At 65.4% G+C, this 16011-nt stretch carries 15 protein-coding genes; 11 read left to right on the top strand and 4 right to left on the bottom strand.

Features of this window, described 5'->3' with window-relative positions; genetic code table 11:
- Nucleotides 1–20: 20 nt before the first annotated feature.
- The 4 genes from KFF05_00710 to KFF05_00695 are packed head-to-tail and all read left to right on the top strand — an operon-like array spanning nucleotide 21 to nucleotide 3440.
- On the top strand, nucleotides 21–428 hold the full coding sequence (locus tag KFF05_00710; protein ID UTW51957.1) for a PTS sugar transporter subunit IIA: 408 nt from the start codon (nucleotides 21–23) through the stop codon (nucleotides 426–428).
- Between the two features lie 21 nt (nucleotides 429–449).
- Complete coding sequence (locus KFF05_00705; GenBank protein UTW51956.1) at nucleotides 450–743, top strand: HPr family phosphocarrier protein; 294 nt, start codon at nucleotides 450–452, stop codon at nucleotides 741–743.
- A gap of 10 nt (nucleotides 744–753) precedes the next feature.
- Nucleotides 754–2505, top strand: coding sequence for a phosphoenolpyruvate--protein phosphotransferase (gene ptsP / locus KFF05_00700; GenBank protein ID UTW51955.1), 1752 nt, complete (start codon nucleotides 754–756; stop codon nucleotides 2503–2505).
- A gap of 5 nt (nucleotides 2506–2510) precedes the next feature.
- The gene (locus KFF05_00695; GenBank protein ID UTW51954.1) at nucleotides 2511–3440 is read left to right on the top strand and encodes a hypothetical protein; all 930 of its coding nucleotides are present in this window, start codon (nucleotides 2511–2513) and stop codon (nucleotides 3438–3440) included.
- Nucleotides 3441–3472: 32 nt separating this feature from the next.
- Here KFF05_00695 and KFF05_00690 read toward each other — a convergent pair whose 3' ends face one another.
- Both KFF05_00690 and KFF05_00685 read right to left on the bottom strand, forming a co-directional pair.
- Complete coding sequence (locus tag KFF05_00690; GenBank protein UTW51953.1) at nucleotides 3473–4180, bottom strand: alpha/beta hydrolase; 708 nt, start codon at nucleotides 4178–4180, stop codon at nucleotides 3473–3475.
- A 94-nt stretch (nucleotides 4181–4274) separates the two neighbouring features.
- The gene (locus KFF05_00685) at nucleotides 4275–4982 is read right to left on the bottom strand and encodes a haloacid dehalogenase type II (GenBank protein UTW51952.1); all 708 of its coding nucleotides are present in this window, start codon (nucleotides 4980–4982) and stop codon (nucleotides 4275–4277) included.
- 299 nt (nucleotides 4983–5281) lie between these two features.
- Here KFF05_00685 and KFF05_00680 point away from each other — a divergent pair, with 299 nt between their 5' ends.
- The 3 genes from KFF05_00680 to hspQ all read left to right on the top strand — a co-directional run bounded on the left by KFF05_00680 (nucleotide 5282) and on the right by hspQ (nucleotide 8868).
- A complete protein-coding gene (locus KFF05_00680) occupies nucleotides 5282–6676 on the top strand; it encodes an adenosylhomocysteinase (GenBank protein UTW51951.1) in 1395 nt (464 codons plus the stop codon).
- Nucleotides 6677–6767: 91 nt separating this feature from the next.
- Nucleotides 6768–8432: a PAS-domain containing protein gene (locus KFF05_00675; GenBank protein UTW51950.1), complete on the top strand. Its 1665-nt coding sequence runs from the start codon at nucleotides 6768–6770 to the stop codon at nucleotides 8430–8432.
- A 106-nt stretch (nucleotides 8433–8538) separates the two neighbouring features.
- Nucleotides 8539–8868, top strand: coding sequence for a heat shock protein HspQ (gene hspQ, locus KFF05_00670; protein UTW51949.1), 330 nt, complete (start codon nucleotides 8539–8541; stop codon nucleotides 8866–8868).
- 21 nt (nucleotides 8869–8889) lie between these two features.
- On the opposite strand, the gene KFF05_00665 is transcribed toward hspQ, so the two are convergent.
- Nucleotides 8890–9480 carry a c-type cytochrome gene (locus KFF05_00665; protein ID UTW51948.1) on the bottom strand — a complete coding sequence of 197 codons (591 nt, stop codon included), beginning with the start codon at nucleotides 9478–9480 and terminating at the stop codon, nucleotides 8890–8892.
- Between the two features lie 94 nt (nucleotides 9481–9574).
- Nucleotides 9575–10612 (bottom strand): NAD(P)/FAD-dependent oxidoreductase, encoded by a 1038-nt coding sequence (locus KFF05_00660; protein UTW51947.1) that lies wholly within the window; start codon nucleotides 10610–10612, stop codon nucleotides 9575–9577.
- Between the two features lie 125 nt (nucleotides 10613–10737).
- On the opposite strand from KFF05_00660, the gene tsaE reads away from it, so the two are divergent.
- From tsaE to addB, 4 genes are read left to right on the top strand one after another with little or no spacing between them, the layout of a single operon-like run.
- Nucleotides 10738–11229, top strand: a complete 492-nt coding sequence (gene tsaE / locus KFF05_00655; protein UTW51946.1) for a tRNA (adenosine(37)-N6)-threonylcarbamoyltransferase complex ATPase subunit type 1 TsaE — start codon at nucleotides 10738–10740, stop codon at nucleotides 11227–11229.
- Nucleotides 11222–12244 (top strand): phosphotransferase, encoded by a 1023-nt coding sequence (locus KFF05_00650; protein ID UTW51945.1) that lies wholly within the window; start codon nucleotides 11222–11224, stop codon nucleotides 12242–12244. Before tsaE ends, KFF05_00650 begins: the two co-directional genes overlap by 8 nt.
- Nucleotides 12245–12264: 20 nt before the next feature.
- A complete protein-coding gene (locus KFF05_00645; GenBank protein ID UTW53515.1) occupies nucleotides 12265–13002 on the top strand; it encodes a nucleotidyltransferase family protein in 738 nt (245 codons plus the stop codon).
- Nucleotides 12999–16004 (top strand): double-strand break repair protein AddB, encoded by a 3006-nt coding sequence (addB, locus tag KFF05_00640; protein ID UTW51944.1) that lies wholly within the window; start codon nucleotides 12999–13001, stop codon nucleotides 16002–16004. The genes KFF05_00645 and addB overlap by 4 nt, the downstream gene beginning before the upstream one ends.
- Nucleotides 16005–16011: the final 7 nt, after the last annotated feature.

Below are 16011 nucleotides of genomic sequence, written 5' to 3'. Positions count from 1 at the left end.
CGAATGATGGAATGCCTGTCATGATCGGATTGGTCGTCGTAACCCACGGCAATCTGGCGACGGAAATGATTTCCGCCCTGGAACACGTGGTCGGGCCGCAACCCGACGTGGCCGCCGTGTGCATCGGGCCCGAGGACGACATGGAAGAACGCCGCGCCGAAATCATGGAGCGGGTCGAACAGGTCGATTCGGGCGAAGGCGTGGTGGTGCTGACCGACATGTTCGGCGGCACGCCGTCGAACCTGGCGATTTCCATCCTGGATCGCGCCAATGTCGAGGTGATCGCCGGAATCAACCTGCCGATGCTGGTCAAGCTGGCCAGCGTGCGCAAAACCGAACCCCTGGCCAAGGCCGTCGAGGCGGCCCAGGAAGCGGGCCGCAAATACATCAACATCGCCTCGCACCTGCTGACCCAGGAAGCGCGCTAGCGCCAGGCGCTGGGGATTTATATGCCGTCGCGTACCGTCACCATCGTCAACATGCGCGGCCTGCACGCCCGTGCGGCCGCCAAGTTCGCCAAGCTGGCGGGTGAGTTCAAGGCCGAGGTTCTGGTCTCCAAGGACGGCCAGACCGTGGGCGGGCGATCGATCATGGGATTGATGATGCTGGCCGCCGCCCCAGGTACGGAGATCGAAATCGCCTGCGACGGCGACGGCTGCGGGGCCGCGCTGGAAGCCCTGGCCGCGCTGGTCGAGGACGGCTTCGACGAGGAACTGTCGGACACCCCGGCGCCGGGCAAGTGACGCCCGTGACATGAGGGGGAACATGGAAAAACGTTTCGAGGGAATGGGCGTCTCGCCCGGCATTGCCGTCGGCCCCGCCCATGTGCGCGAAGCCGGCACGCTCGAAGTTCCCGAACGCCACGTCGCCAAGAAGGGCCGGCCGGCCGAGGCCAAGCGCCTGACCGCCGCCGTGATCCTGGCCCGCCGCCAGATCAAGCGCCTCAAGGCCCAGGCCCAGAAGGACACCGTCACCCAGGAAATGCATTTCCTGTTCGACGCCTATCTGCAGATGCTGGAGGATTCGCGCCTAGTGCGCGGCGCCCACGACCTGATCCAGGGCAAGGGCCTGAACGCCGAGGCGGCGGTGCAGAAGACCCTGACCGGCATCATTCACGCCTTCCAGGCCATGGACAACGCCTATATCGCGGCCCGGGTCGAAGACGTTCGCGACGTCGGCAACCGCATCATCCGCAATCTCATGCGCGAACCGTTGAAGCCGTTCAGCCAAGCTGCGTCGGGGGCGATCATCATCGCCGACCAGTTGTCGCCCGCCGACACGGCGCAGCTGGACCCGGCCCGCATCGCGGGTGCCGCGACGGCGCTCGGCGGGGCCGAGGGGCACGCCGCGATCATGGCGAGGGCGCTGGGCATACCTCTCGTGCTCGGCGTGCCAGACTTGGCCGATGCGGTAAGCACGGGCGCCAAGGTCATCATCGACGGCACCCGCGGCACGATCATCGTCAATCCGACGGCACGCACACTGGGCGTCTACGAACAGCTTAAGGTCGACGCCCGGAAAGTCGCCGAACGCCTGGGCCATATGCGCACCGTGCCCGCCGTCACCCGCGACAACGTGACCGTGGCGCTGTCCGCCAACCTGGAACTGCCCATCGAGCTTGAAATGGTCAAGCGCAACGGGGCCGCCGGGATCGGCCTGCTGCGCACGGAATTCCTTTATATGAGCCGCGACGACACGCCGACCGAGGAAGAGCAATACGTCGCCCTCAAGGAAATCGTCGACGCCATGGACGGCAAACCGGTGACCATCCGCACCCTCGATGTGGGTGGGGAGAAACCGGCTCAGGGATTGTTGGGCGACCTTGGTGAGGCGGCGGCATCGGCGCTGGGCCTGCGCGGGATCCGCCTGTCCCTGAAGCACACCAAAACCATGGACGCGCAATTGACCGCGATCCTGCGCGCCGCCTGCCACGGTCCCGTGCGGATTCTGTTGCCCATGGTGTCCACCGTATCGGAAGTGCGCCAGACGCGGGATGCCCTCAATCGGGCCGCGCAGAAGCTCAAGCGCCGCAAGCAGAAGGTGCCCAACCCCCTGCCGCCCCTGGGGGTGATGATCGAGGTGCCGGCGGCGGCGCTGGCCGCCGATGCCCTCGCCCAGGTGTCGGACTTCTTCGCCATCGGCTCCAACGACCTGACCATGTACACGCTGGCCACGGACCGCACCAACGAGCACGTGGCGCATCTGTTCGACTCGCTCCACCCGGCGGTGCTGCGCCTGATCCAGTTCGCGACCAGTGCGGCGCTGCGCGCGCGCATCCCGATCTCACTCTGCGGCGAAATCGCGGGCGATCCGCGCTACGCCCCCCTGCTGTTGGGCCTGGGCCTGCGCGAGCTGTCCATGGTGCCGGCCAACATTCCGCTGGTGAAACAGCGCATCCGCGAGATGGACATCGCCGCCGCCACGCGCCGCGCCGACGCCATCATGGGCCAGGTCGACCCGGGCCGCATCGCGACACTGCTGGACGATTTCAACGGGCTGGCGTGACCAGCATGCCTGTCGCGAGTGGCGTGGGCGCCGTGAGAATCAAATACCGTCACATTGTTTTGAGATTTCTCCTTATCGCCTTTCCTGCCTATCTCGCGGCGTTGCTTTTGCTTCACATCCCGACTGGATTTGAACTCAGGAATGTTTACTTCAGCTTCTCGTCTTATGCGGAAGCATCGATCCAAGGCGCGCTTGCGCTGTTTATTCTCACGATATGTGCGTTCTTTCTACCGGGCCTTTGGCGTCCAGCATTACTGATCGACCGCGAAGGAATAAGTTTCGGCGTTACGCTAATCAAACCAAAAAAAATTTTATGGGACGAAATCAAAGCCATAAAGACCGACGGCCACCGACTTTTGATTGCGATCGGCAGCACCGTCAGCAAGGCGCCGCGAAACAACGGAGTCGTTCAGTTTAATGTCTCCGGTTTTTGGCCAATTTCCGCCAGCACCCTGCAAAATTTGATTTCAACAAAGGCAGAAGAGTTAGGTGGCGTTGCCGTATTCATTGATGACGAAGAAACAAATTTCACAGAGAAATATGCGGTTCTGACCACACACGTACGCCCGCCCTGGACAAAAGCTGTCGGCTATACCTTCGCCGCAGCAATTTTTGTTCTGGCAGTCGGCACCTATTATGACGGGGTGAAAACCCACCACGCCCTGAATGAGAGATTTTATCGTAAGTTGGACGAGACGCTCGCCGCCTATCGGCAGGGTCATATTGAATATGCGCTAAGTCGCCTTGAACTAATGCAACGGAAAATACAAATAAGCGGAAAAGGTTCTCATTTTATATCTCCGAAAAATCTCAACAATGATGCCCGATGCGTTATGGCCTTTTTGAAAAAATCTTCTTCCTCGACGGGTGAAGAACGCACCTTGAGCACTCAACTTGCCATCGAGATTTGTCGATTGTCAGAAAAATTGCCCTAAGCCGGTCACAACTAGTTCCTGAGACTATTTCGCTATATCGCCGCTCCAAGAACCCATTCAGATATGAGATCGAGTACCTCGTCAGGCGCTTCCATCGGCGTCATGTGGCCGCAGTCCTCGATGATCTCGAACCGCGCGTTCGGGATGGCGTCGGCCATCTCCTTCGATTCGTTCATCGAACGCAGTTCGTCCTGACGCGCCCAGATGACCAGGGTCGGGCAGGTGATTGCGGCCAGGTCTGCGCGTCGGTCCGGGCGCTGGATGGAAAGCTGCCTGATGAACGCCTCGCCGCCCATGCGCAGCGCCATGTCCTTGACCTCCTGAATCAGGGCGTCGTTTTCCCGCAGTTCCGGATGGAACGCCTTCTTCACGGCGTCCGACGACAGGCCGCGAAACCCGCGTTCCTTCGTATGGCCGATCAGGAAGGCGTTGCGCTTGGCGATTTCAGGGCGCGGCGGGCGGGACGAGGAATTCATCAGCACCAGGCCCGATACCCGGTCGGGGGCGAGGCGCACGATCTCCCGCGCGACGAAGCCGCCCAGGGAAAAACCAATCAGGATGAAGCGGTCAGGGGCCGCGGCCAGAAGGTCGCGGGCCGCCGCCTCCAGATCGTCGGTGCGGCTGAGGTCTGCGAAGGTGCAGGTCCCCAATTCCGCCAACCCGGGCGCCATGCGCGACCAGAGAGCCTGGTCGGTCATGAAGCCGGGGCAGAGAAGGAAATGGCGGGAAGAGGTCGTCATGGTCCCGTCTTAGCGGGCGCGAAAGTTCCTGGAAACTTTTTTCCGCGCAAATGCACCGTCGCGGCCCCTTACGGGGCCGCTCGGGATTTGCGACCTAACAGAGTGTATCGGCCATCTCCTTGAAGTTTTCAATGATCAGGTCGGGCTGATCCGGCCAGGCGCCGAAGGGGCGTTTGCGCCGGTCGATGAAGGCCGTGCGCATGCCGAAGCTTTTCGCCCCGACCACGTCGAATTCGTGGTTGGCGACGAACAGGCAGGACGTGCGGTCGTAGCCCGTGATCTCGCAGGCCGTGGCGTAGGTCGCCCAATGGGGCTTGAAGTAGCCCGCTTCGGCGACGGAGATGACATGGTCGAAGTCGAAGCCGATATGCGGGCCGGCGTTGGCCAGCATGTCCGGGTCGCCGTTGGACAGGATGGCAAGCTCGTATCCGGCATCCCGCAGGCGGCCCAGGGCCTCGATCACGTCGGGGAAGGGTTTCAGCTTTTCGATCTCGGAGACCAGCCATTCGACCTCACCCTGGGTGTATTTGATCCCGGCCCGGTCCATGACCACGGAGACGGCGCGATGGCCGATCTGCCGGTAGGGGGTATGGCCGCGGTCGCACAGCGCGTCGATCATGGAATTTTCGAAATGGGTGCGCCGCCACCAGGTGACGAAGCTGTGGGGATTGCCGTCCCAGCCCTTTTCTTTCAGGAACGGCGTGGCGATTTCCGTCAGGCCCTTCTGCATGTCGACGACGGTGCCGTACTGGTCGAACACCAGAATCTTGATTTCGCGCTTGAGAATGTCCGGATCGGTCATGTGGAAAGGTCCCTTTCAGGTCGTCAGTTGTTGAGCAGCGCGCAGTATGCCTTTGGCCAAGGGCTTGGAAAATCGCGAAATTCTAGGCCCAGGGTCGAGATTTTCTCCGCATTGCGCGCGGGCCCGGCCCCGGGCCTTCCCCGGGCCGCCCCTTGAAGATTGGCCCTGAGACTGCTACATCCCCGCATCACGCAAGACCTGGGCGTAACCCTGCCCGGCGAAATTATTTCACAATCACGCGCCCCGGACAAAAACGCCCGAGGTTTGCGCCGAACAGATTGAACAAACAGGAGTTCTATATGCCCTTCGACGATTACAAGGTTGCCGACATGTCGCTTGCGGATTGGGGCCGCAAGGAAATCAGCATGGCGGAAACGGAGATGCCGGGCCTGATGTCGACGCGCGATGAATACCGCGCCCAGCAGCCGTTGAAGGGTGCCCGCATCGCAGGCTCCCTGCATATGACGATTCAGACCGCCGTGCTGATCGAAACCCTGAAGGACCTGGGCGCCGACGTGCGCTGGGCCTCCTGCAACATCTTTTCGACCCAGGATCACGCCGCCGCCGCGATCGCCGACGGCGGCACGCCGGTGTTCGCCCATAAGGGGGAGAACCTGGAGGAATACTGGGACTACTGCCACCGCATCTTCGACTTCCCGGAAGGCACCGCCAACATGATCCTGGATGATGGCGGCGACGCGACGCTGCTGATCCATCTGGGCATCGAGGCGGCGAAAAACCCGTCGGTTCTGGACAATCCGGGTTCGGAAGAAGCCGAATACATGTTCGCCTCGATCAAGAAGAAACTGGCCGAGGATTCCGGCTGGTACGCCCGCCAGGGCGAGGCCATCAAGGGTGTTACCGAAGAAACCACGACCGGCGTGCATCGTCTGTACGACATGCAGAAGAAGGGAACCCTGATGTTCCCGGCCATCAACGTGAACGATTCGGTCACCAAGTCGAAGTTCGACAACAAGTACGGCTGCCGCGAAAGCCTGGTCGACAGCATCCGTCGCGCCACCGACGTGATGATGGCCGGCAAGGTCGCCGTGGTCGCCGGTTACGGCGATGTCGGCAAGGGGTCCGCCGAATCCCTGAGCAGCGCCGGTTGCCGCGTGCTGGTCACCGAAGTCGATCCGATCTGCGCCCTGCAGGCCTGCATGGAAGGCTATGAAGTCGTGACCATGGAAGCCGCCGCCCCCCGCGGCGACATCTTCGTCACCACCACGGGCAACATCGACGTCATCACCGTCGACCACATGCGCGCCATGAAGGACCGGGCCATCGTCTGCAACATCGGCCACTTCGACAACGAAATCGAAGTCGCCAAGTTGAAGAACTTCAAGTGGAACAACATCAAGCCGCAGGTCGATGAAATCACCTTCCCGGACGACAAGCGCATCATCCTTCTCGCCGAAGGCCGCCTGGTCAACCTGGGCTGCGCCACCGGCCACCCCAGCTTCGTGATGTCCGCCAGCTTCACCAACCAGACCCTGGCCCAGATCGAGCTGTGGACCCGCGGCGACAAGTACAAGAACGAAGTCTATGTGCTGCCCAAGCATCTGGACGAAAAAGTCGCCATGCTGCACCTGGAAAAGCTGGGGGCGCAGTTGTCGACCTTGCGCAAGGACCAGGCCGAATACATCGGTGTGGACGTCAAAGGCCCGTTCAAGACGGACGCCTACCGTTACTAATCCGGCCCATCGGCCGAAAAAGGTTAAGAGGCGGCGCGCAAGCGCCGCCTTTTGCTTTGTTATCAGGCAGTTCAATGATTAACATCCCTGCGTGCTAAGCAATATCACCCCTATCAGTGCATTCAGCGCCGGCCTGCTGCTCGGCGCGGGCCTGCTATTGATCGTCGCCTGGATGTTCCGGCGGCGCGCGGGCGAGGCTGAACACGAGCGCCGACGGATCGAGGCCGTGGCCGTCAAGGCCCGGGAAATCCTGGCCGGATCGCCCGACGGCCTGTTTCTGTGGGACCGCGGATCGGGCGGCATCACCTGTTCGCGCAAGCTGGCATCGCTGTTGTCGCTGGCCGACGGCACCAACGCCAAGTTCGAGGACGTCATCGCCTGCTTCGACGGCGATTCGGCAAAACGGCTGAAGGCATCGGTCACTTTCCTGCACGAAGAGGGCCGTCGGTTCGAAATCGTGCTGACCACCGCCGATTCGGGCGGCCGGCGCATGGTCCAGGCCGTGGGCGCCCGCGCCAGCGCCAAGGACGGCAAGGCGCTGGCCGACATGGTGTGGATGCGCGACATTTCCGCCGCCGCGAAACTGCTGATCGACCTGACCGGCGAGGGCGACCTGCCGGAAGCCCGCGACCTGCACCTGCGCGGCCTGCTGGATGCCCTGCCGTTCCCGATCTGGCTGCGCGACGGCGACCTGCGCGTCGTGTTCACCAACCAGGCCGCGCTCAACCAGCGCGTTGCCGGCCCCGACGACGGCCAGGCGGAAACGGCCCGCGACGAGGCCCGCGCGGTAACCCGCGTCCAGGACCTGGAAAACGCCGGCGAGACCCGGTCCTTCGACGTCACGGAATGCCCGCTCGCCACCGACGGCAGCGGCGGCGACGGAGAGGACGCACCGGACACCGCCGTCAGCGGCCTGATCGGATATGCCTTCCCCCACGGATCGGGCGACAACCCGGCCCCGCCCCCGGCGGCCGAGCCGGCCGCCCTGCCGCCCTGGGCGCAAATGGCGGAGGCCGTGCTCAAGGGCCTCGGCACCGGCATCGCCATCTTCGACCGCTCGGCCAAGCTGGTGTTCTTCAACGAGGCCTACCGCGACATGTGGCGGCTTGATGCCGCATGGCTGGACGAAGGCCGCGATTTTCCGGAAATCCTCGAACATCTTCGCGCCGAGCGCCGCCTGCCCGAGGTCCCCGACTTCCGCGCTTACAAGATGGAGCAGCTGGCCCTGTTCGACGAGGCCGGCGACCCCATGGGCGATCTCATGCATCTGCCCGACGGGCGGACGCTGCGCGCCGTCGCCTACCCCATGCCGTCGGGCGGGCTCGCCTTCGGTTACGACGACGTGACCGACCAATTGGATCTGGAAAGCGCCAACAACGCGCGCGACGCCGTCTACCGCGCCAGCCTGGAGAATCTCAGCGAGGCCATCGCCGTGTTCGGATCGGATGGGCGCCTGAAATTTTGGAACCCGGCCTTTTCCCGGCTATGGAATCTGGGCGACGACGGGTTGAGCGCCGGCACCCATGTCAGCGACTTCGTCGAGGCGACCCGCCCCTTGGCCGCCACCGGCGGCGACTGGGACACCAAGAAAGCACAGATCCTGTCCGCCATGACCCGGCGCGAGGTCACCCGCGACGCCATCGAATGTGCCGACGGCCGTGTGCTGGAATTCGTCAACACGCCCCTGCCCGACGGCGGCGTGCTGATCGCCTATGCGGAAACGCGGGCGAACGGGGCCCTGACTGCTGATCCTTGACCCCTGACTTTCGGCTGACTTTGACTCCGCACACCGACGCACTATATTGAGGGTGCGCCTGCGAACAGCCGCCCTCGGAAGAAGGCAATAAAAGGACCACAAGGTCATGAGTAGATCATTCGCGAAATTCCCGCTCGGCGAATTCGTCCGCCACCGCGTCTATGGATTCCGCGGCGTGGTGTTCGATATCGATCCCGAATTCAACAATTCAGAGGAATGGTACGACAGCATCCCCGCCGACGTGCGCCCGCGCAAGGACCAGCCGTTCTATCACCTGCTTGCGGAAAACCACGACAAGTCGCCCTATGTGGCCTACGTGTCGGAGCAGAACCTGGAACTTGAGGATTCGGACGAACTGATCGACCATCCGGATCTGCCGGACTATTTCACGGTCGATGACGACGGCCGCCTGATCTACCGCCATCCCATGAACTGACGCCCCTCGGGCATCACCGAATTACCGGCACGGCTGGGCCGCGAAATAGGCGGCCAGATCGTCGATCTGCGCATCGGTCAGATAACTGCCCTGGCGGGTCATCATGCTGTGCACGCGTGACTGGCCCGGCCGGGTCAGATCGATCCAATGGGTATCGCGGAACGACAGCAGCTGTGAGCGCAGATAGCCTTGCCGTTGTCCGGCGAGGGTCGGAATGAACATGTGGCGGCTCTGCCCCGCCGCGCCGTGACACAGAAAACACCGGGTCGCCAACAAGGGTTTGGGCGGGGGGACTGACGGGCCGCCGTCCAGGTCGCGGGCGTTGACACAGGCCTGGCGTGAAAAATAGCCGGCGACGATTCCAATATCCTTGTGATCGACCTTTGGCGCTTGGGCGTTCATCACCGGGTGCTTACGCTCCAGGCGGGTGAAGCCGCTGCCCCGCGGCACGAATTCACGCTGGAACGCAGCGATCTGATGAATCAGGTATTTGGCATCCTGGCCCAGGATCGACGGCACGCGGGGTTTCTCGGCAAGATGCGCGGGCCCGTGACAGCGCAGGCAGGGAACGGCGGCGGGTGGTGGGTCTTCCGATGCGGCGGCGCCGCTCACAATCGCAGCCGCCAGCAAGACCACAGCCCCAAGGCCGCCTTTCAACCATCTTCCCAAGCGCAATTGTTATCCCTCCGGGTTCGGCCGCCGTGGCCTAATCCTTCCCCGGACCGGGCACGCCCTTGGTCGTGGAATATTCGAAATGCAGAATCTCGCCCGGCCGCGCCACCGCATGGGCGCCGTGGGCGGCGGCGGCGGCTTCGGCGAAACCGGTCAGGATCAGTTTCAGCTTGCCGGGGTAGGTGACGATATCGCCGGCCGCGAACAGGCCCGGGCGATCCGTCGCCATGGTCGCCGGATCGACGGCGATGTGGTTGTCCTGGAGATCCAATTGCCAGTCGGCGATCGGCCCCAGTTGCTGCAGCATGCCGAAGAACGGCAGCAGCACGTCGGCGGGAAGCCGCCGCGCGTTGCCGTCGAGATCGCGGGCGATGACGGCGTCGAGCCGCCCGTCGCCCCCTTCAAGATCACCCAGCTGAAAGGGAATGACCAGATCGACCTTACCCGCCGCCGCCAGGTCTTCCAACCGGCGCACGTTGTCGGGGGCGGCGCGGAATTTCGGCCGGCGATGGACAACAGCCAGGCTGTCGGCGACCTCCGCTAGGCTGAGCGCCCAATCGACGGCGCTGTCGCCGCCGCCGGCGATGACCACGCGGCGGCCGCGGAAATCCTCAATCCGCCCGACCATGTATTTCACGCCCAGGCCGGGGCCCTGATCCTCATAGGCCTCGATGCCGTCCAGGGGCGGGCGGTTGGGCCCGAAGGCGCCGACCCCGGCGCAGACGATGACCGTGGGGGCGGTGATCGCCGTGCCCCGGGCGGTTTCGACCCGCCAGATGCCGTCATCCTGCGTCAGGACGGTGACCGGACTGCCCAGATGGTAGATGGGGTCAAAGGGGGCGGCCTGTTCGGTTAATCGGTCGACCAGGTCCTGGGCACCGATCCGGGGATATCCCGGGATATCGTAAATGGGTTTTTCCGGGTAGAGTGCACTCAACTGCCCGCCTGGCATTTCCAGGGCGTCGACCACGTGACACTTCAGGCCCAGCATGCCGCATTCGAACACCGCGAACAGGCCCACGGGGCCCGCGCCGATGATCACCACATCCGTCCGTTCCGGCGTCTGGGACACCTGCGCCTGCTCCTTCGGTCTTTTCCGGGCTGTTATTCGGGATTCCTTACATGGCGGGCCGCGCGGGTCAGGTCAAGCCTTGTCCCCGCAAGGGTATTTTCGTTAAAAGGGCGGCAATGGTTGCGATGGCGCATGCAAGCGAGGAACCGACCGGTTTCGTCCTGACCCTGGAAGGGGAGGATGCGGCCTTGTCTCTTGGCGCGCGTCTGGCCGCGGTCTGCCGGCCCGGCGACGCGATCGCCCTCTGGGGCGGGCTGGGCATGGGCAAGACCGTGATCGCCCGCGGCTTCGTTCGCGCCCTTCTGGGCCCCGACGAAGAGGTGCCGAGCCCGACCTTCACCCTGGTTCAGCCCTATGACGGGCCGGACGCCACCCTGTATCACTTTGACCTATACCGCCTGAACGATCCCGAGGAAGCCTTCGAGCTGGATATCGAGGATGCCTTCGCCGAGGGCATCTCCCTGATCGAATGGCCGGAACGCCTGGGGCCATACCTGCCCGGCGGGCGGCTTGACCTGCGGTTGTCGCCGGGCGACGGCGAAAACCGGCGGCGGGTCACGCTTTCCGGCGGCGGTGACTGGACTGAACGATTGAAACGAGCGGAGCTCCATGACTGAACGTGACGACCTGATTGCCGGTTTCCTGGACCACCATGGCTGGGGCAATGCCGCGCGCAGCGTGCTTGCCGCCGACGCCTCGTTCCGGGGTTATTACCGCCTTGCCAACGGCGACCGCCGCGCCGTGCTGATGGACGCCCCGCCGCCCAAGGAAGACGTGCGCCCCTTCGTCTCCGTCGCGCGTCATTTGCTGAAGCTGGGCCTGAGCGCGCCCGAGGTCTATGCCGAGGACGCGGCCGCCGGCCTGCTGCTGCTGGAAGACCTGGGCGACGATACCTATACCCGCATGCTGGCCGACGGCGCCGATGCCGAAGCGCTTTACGCCTGCGCCGTCGACGTGCTGATCCATATCCACGACCGGGCACCCGAGGCCGCCATCCCCCGCGCCTTGCCGCCCTATGACGAACGCAAGCTGATGGAGGAAGCCAGCCTGCTGACCGACTGGTACCTGCCGGCGGTCACCGGTGCCGAGATCGACGACGAGGCCCGCGAAGCCTATCAGGAAGCCTGGCGCCCCGCTTTTCGCCAGGTCCTGGCCCAGCCCAAGACCCTGGTGCTGCGCGACTTTCACGTCGACAACCTGATCTGGCTGAAGGACCGTACCGGGATTCAACGCTGCGGGCTGCTGGACTTTCAGGACGCGGTCGCGGGCTCGCCGGTCTATGACCTGATGTCGCTGCTGGAAGATGCCCGGCGCGAGGTCGATCCCGTGCTGACCGCGCATATGCTGGCGCGCTACCTGGCCGCCTTCCCGGACATGGACCATGACGCCCTGGGGGCGAGTTACGCCATCCTGGGCGCCCAGCGCCACGCCAAGGTCATCGGCATCTTCACGCGGCTGTCCCACCGCGACGGCAAGTCACAGTACCTGTCCCATATCCCCCATGTCTGGCGCATGCTGGAACGCTCCCTGGCCCATCCGGCCCTGGCCGAGGTCAAGGCCTGGATCGACACGGCCATTCCCGAGGGCAACCGCACCGTCCCCGCACCCTCTCAGCCCGAGGCCGCGGCGTGAGCACGCCCCCGGACGCCACGATGGCGGCGCCGGGGCCGGCCAAGGCCATGGTCCTGGCCGCGGGGCTGGGCACCCGCATGCGTCCGCTGACCGACGACAAACCGAAACCGCTGATCGCCGTCGACGGGCGGGCGCTGATCGACCACATGCTCGACCGCCTGGAAGAATCCGGGGTGACGGACGCCGTGGTCAACGTCTTCCACCTGGCCGAACAATTGGAAAGCCATCTTGCCGGGCGTTCCTCGCCGCGCATCACGGTCATCCGCGAACCGGAACGCCTGGAAACCGGTGGCGGGGTGAAGAACGTCCTGCACCTGTTCGGCGACGCGCCCTTTTATGTCGCCAATTCGGATGCGTTGCTGCTTAACGGCCCGCACCCCATCCTGCCGCGTTTGGCATCCTGCTGGGATGACGACAAGATGGACGGGCTGCTGCTGCTGCATTCCACGGTCGAGGCTTTCGGTTATGAAGGGCCCGGTGATTTCTGCGCCGATCCGGACGGCCAGTTGACCCGCCGCCCCGAGATGGAGGTCGCCCCCTGGCTGTTCACGGGCGTGCAGATCCTGCATCCGCGCCTGTTCGAGGGCACGCCGGACGGCGCGTTCTCCCTCAACGTTCTTTACGACAAGGCGATCGAGGCCGGGCGGCTGTACGGCGTCATGCACGACGGCGAATGGTTCCACGTCGGCACCCCCGACGGCCTGGCCGAGGCCGAGGACTACATGTCCGAACGCTTCGCCGGGCGGACCTATCGATGACCCCCCCGGGGGGCGGCGGTACTCCAAAGGTCTTCACGATCCATCCGGGTCGGCCCTTCGTCGATGTGCTGGCGGAAAGCCTGCTGACCGACACCGGTGGGGCACCTGAAACCCTCGCCGACTATCGCATCCTGCTGCCGACCCGTCGCGCCGGACGCGCCCTGACCGAAGCCTTCCTGCGCCGAGCCGGCGGGCGCACGGTGCTGCTGCCGCGCCTGACCCCCCTGGGGGACCTGGACGGCGACGATCTGGCGCTCGGCGGTGAGGACGAAGGGATCGGCGGGCTCGATCTGCCGCCGGCATTGTCCGGCATGCGGCGGCAGGCCCTTCTCGCCCGTCTGATCCTGGCCCGTCATGACCGCGAGGACACGCCCGATCAGGCGCTCCGCCTGGCACAGGAACTGGCGCGGCTGATGGATCAGATCGAAACGGAACGCCTCGACGCGGAGCGCCTGGCCGAACTGGTGCCCAAGAAGGGCGACCTTGCCGATCATTGGCAGGTGACCCTGGAGTTCCTGGAAATCGTCCTGCCCGCCTGGCCGAAAATTCTCGAGGACACCGGCTGCATCGACGCCGCCGACCGCCGCAATCGGGCATTGGACGCCCAGGCCGACCATTGGCGCCGAGACCCGCCCCCGGGCCCCGTCATCGCCGCCGGGTCCACGGGCTCGGTCCCGGCGACGGCGGATCTGCTCGCCGTCATCGCCGGCTTGCCCCGGGGGGCGGTGATCCTGCCGGGCCTCGACCGCGGCATGGCCGACGACGCCTGGGCGGCGCTGGAACCGCACCACCCGCAATACGGGCTCAAGCATCTGTTGGGGGTTCTCGGCTGCGCGCGGAAGGACGTGCGCGACTGGTCGCCGGAAACTGCCGTGGGCGACGGATCCGATCGCGGGCCGCGCTTTCGTCTGTTGTCGCAGGCCCTTCGCCCCGCCGCCGTCACGGGGGCGGGGCCCGACGGCGATACGGATTATTCCCAAGCCCTTGCAGGCGTCACCCGTATCGACTGCCCCGGCCCGGCGGAAGAGGCCGCCGTGGTGGCGTTGCTGCTGCGGGAAGCCCTGGAAGCACCCGGCCGGACCGCCGCCCTGGTGACCCCCGATCTGGACCTGGCCCGGCGGGTCAAGGCCGAGCTGCGGCGCTGGGACATCGCCGTCGACGCCTCGGCAGGTACTCCCTTGGCGGAAACCCCGGCCGGCGCCTTCCTGCGCCTGACCGCGGCCATGGCGGCGGACAGGTTTGCCCCCGTCGCACTGCTGGCTGTCCTCAAACATCCCCTGGCGGCCCTGGGCCATGCGCCCAAGGACCTCCGCACCCTCGCCCGCCGGTTGGAAACGGCGAATATCCTGCGCGGCATCCGCCCCGCCCCCGGCATCGCCGGCCTGCGCGCGGCCCTGGCCCATATCGACAGGGCGGCGCCATTGCTCGATCTCGCGGCCCGGCTGGAGGACGCCGCCGCCCCCTTCTGCGCCCTTCTGGACGCGGCGGAAACGTCCCTGGCGGATCTGGCCGCTGCCCATCTGCACCTTGCCGAAGCCATGGCCCGAAGCGATGACCAGGACGGCGCTGCACGGCTATGGGCCGGCGAAGACGGCGAGGCGGCGGCCGGCTTCATGGCCGAGATGCTGGATGCCGGGCCGTCCCTGGGCGCCGTCGCGGGCCGCCACTACCCGGCCCTGCTCGACACCCTGATGGCGGGGCGGGCCGTGCGTCCGGCCTGGGGAACGCATCCGCGCCTGCACGTCTGGGGCCTTCTGGAGGCCCGGTTGCAGCATGCGGACCTGATGATCCTGTCCGGGCTGAACGAGGGCAGCTGGCCGCCCGAACCGAAACCCAGCCCCTGGATGAGCCGCCCCATGCTGGCCGATTTCGGCCTGCCGCAGCCGGAGCGGCGGATCGGCCTGACGGCCCATGATTTCGTCCAGGCGGCAATGGCGAAGGAGGTCGTGCTGACACGCGCCGAGCGGACCGAGGGCGCCCCCACCGTGCCCGCGCGCTGGCTGTCGCGCCTGGGGAACCTGGTTGCCGACACCCCGGCGGCGACCGTGTTGCAGCGCCGGGACGGCCTGCGTGCCTGGGTCGGCGCATTGGACGATCCCGGCGCCGTGATCCCGCCCCAGCGCCCTCTGCCGCGTCCGCCCGTGGAGCTCCGGCCGACCGGTCTGTCCGTGACCCAGGTCGAGAAATGGGTACGCGACCCCTATGCGGTCTATGCCCGCCATATTCTAAAGCTGAAACCGCTGGACCCCATCGACGCCGACCCCGGCGCCGGTGACCGGGGCGATCTGATCCACAAGGCTCTGGAAAAATTCATCGCGGCCTTTCCTCGCGACCTGCCGGCGGATGCCGGCGCACGGCTTGTCGCCTTGGGCGAGGAGGTGTTCGCCGAACATGCCGACCGCCCTGCCGTGCGCGCCTTCTGGTGGCCGCGGTTCCTGCGCGTCGCCTGCTGGTTCGTCGAGGTGGAATCGGAGCGCCGGGCACGGGGCTGCCGACCCCTGGCCTGGGAAGCCGAGGGCGAATACCAGCTTGCGACCGCCGCCGGGCCGTTCCGCCTGCGCGGCATCGCCGACCGCATCGACCGTGACCCGGCCAACGGCATCGAGATTATCGACTACAAGACCGGCCGCACGCCGAGCCAGAAACAGGTGGAAAGCGGATTTTCACCGCAATTGCCGCTGGAGGCCATGATGCTGAAGGCCGGCGGCTTCGCCCAGGTCGCGGCGGACGGCGTGGCGGGCCTCGCCTACTGGAAGATGTCGGGCGGACGCGAGGCCGGGAAGCTGGCGGCGTTGAAGGATGTCGAGACACTGATCGAGGACGCAGCGGCAGGTCTGGCCCGCCGGGTCGCCCTGTTCGCCAATCCGAACACCCCCTACGCCCCCCGTGTCAAACCGATGATGGACGCGGACCGGGGCGATTACGATCACCTGGCCCGGGTGCGCGCCTGGACCACGGTCGGCGGCGACGATGGGGGAAATGACGGGGGCGGCGGATCATGAGCGGTCC

The sequence above is a fragment of the bacterium SCSIO 12827 genome, from assembly GCA_024397995.1.
Lineage (GTDB): Bacteria > Pseudomonadota > Alphaproteobacteria > Rhodospirillales > Casp-alpha2 > UBA1479.
Note: the sequence above shows the minus strand (reverse complement) of the source record. Positions and strands in the feature narration are given on the sequence as shown.

Excerpts from the sequence above, each read along its gene's own strand:
- KFF05_00710 (UTW51957.1), top strand. The coding sequence starts at position 21 with ATGATCGGATTGGTCGTCGTAACCCACGGCAATCTGGCGACGGAAATG.
- KFF05_00680 (UTW51951.1), top strand. The coding sequence starts at position 5,282 with ATGCCCTTCGACGATTACAAGGTTGCCGACATGTCGCTTGCGGATTGG.
- KFF05_00685 (UTW51952.1), bottom strand. The coding sequence starts at position 4,982 with ATGACCGATCCGGACATTCTCAAGCGCGAAATCAAGATTCTGGTGTTC.
- KFF05_00695 (UTW51954.1), top strand. The coding sequence starts at position 2,511 with ATGCCTGTCGCGAGTGGCGTGGGCGCCGTGAGAATCAAATACCGTCAC.
- hspQ (UTW51949.1), top strand. The coding sequence starts at position 8,539 with ATGAGTAGATCATTCGCGAAATTCCCGCTCGGCGAATTCGTCCGCCAC.
- KFF05_00650 (UTW51945.1), top strand. The coding sequence starts at position 11,222 with ATGACTGAACGTGACGACCTGATTGCCGGTTTCCTGGACCACCATGGC.
- KFF05_00645 (UTW53515.1), top strand. The coding sequence starts at position 12,265 with ATGGCGGCGCCGGGGCCGGCCAAGGCCATGGTCCTGGCCGCGGGGCTG.
- KFF05_00690 (UTW51953.1), bottom strand. The coding sequence starts at position 4,180 with ATGACGACCTCTTCCCGCCATTTCCTTCTCTGCCCCGGCTTCATGACC.
- addB (UTW51944.1), top strand. The coding sequence starts at position 12,999 with ATGACCCCCCCGGGGGGCGGCGGTACTCCAAAGGTCTTCACGATCCAT.
- KFF05_00705 (UTW51956.1), top strand. The coding sequence starts at position 450 with ATGCCGTCGCGTACCGTCACCATCGTCAACATGCGCGGCCTGCACGCC.
- ptsP (UTW51955.1), top strand. The coding sequence starts at position 754 with ATGAGGGGGAACATGGAAAAACGTTTCGAGGGAATGGGCGTCTCGCCC.
- tsaE (UTW51946.1), top strand. The coding sequence starts at position 10,738 with ATGGCGCATGCAAGCGAGGAACCGACCGGTTTCGTCCTGACCCTGGAA.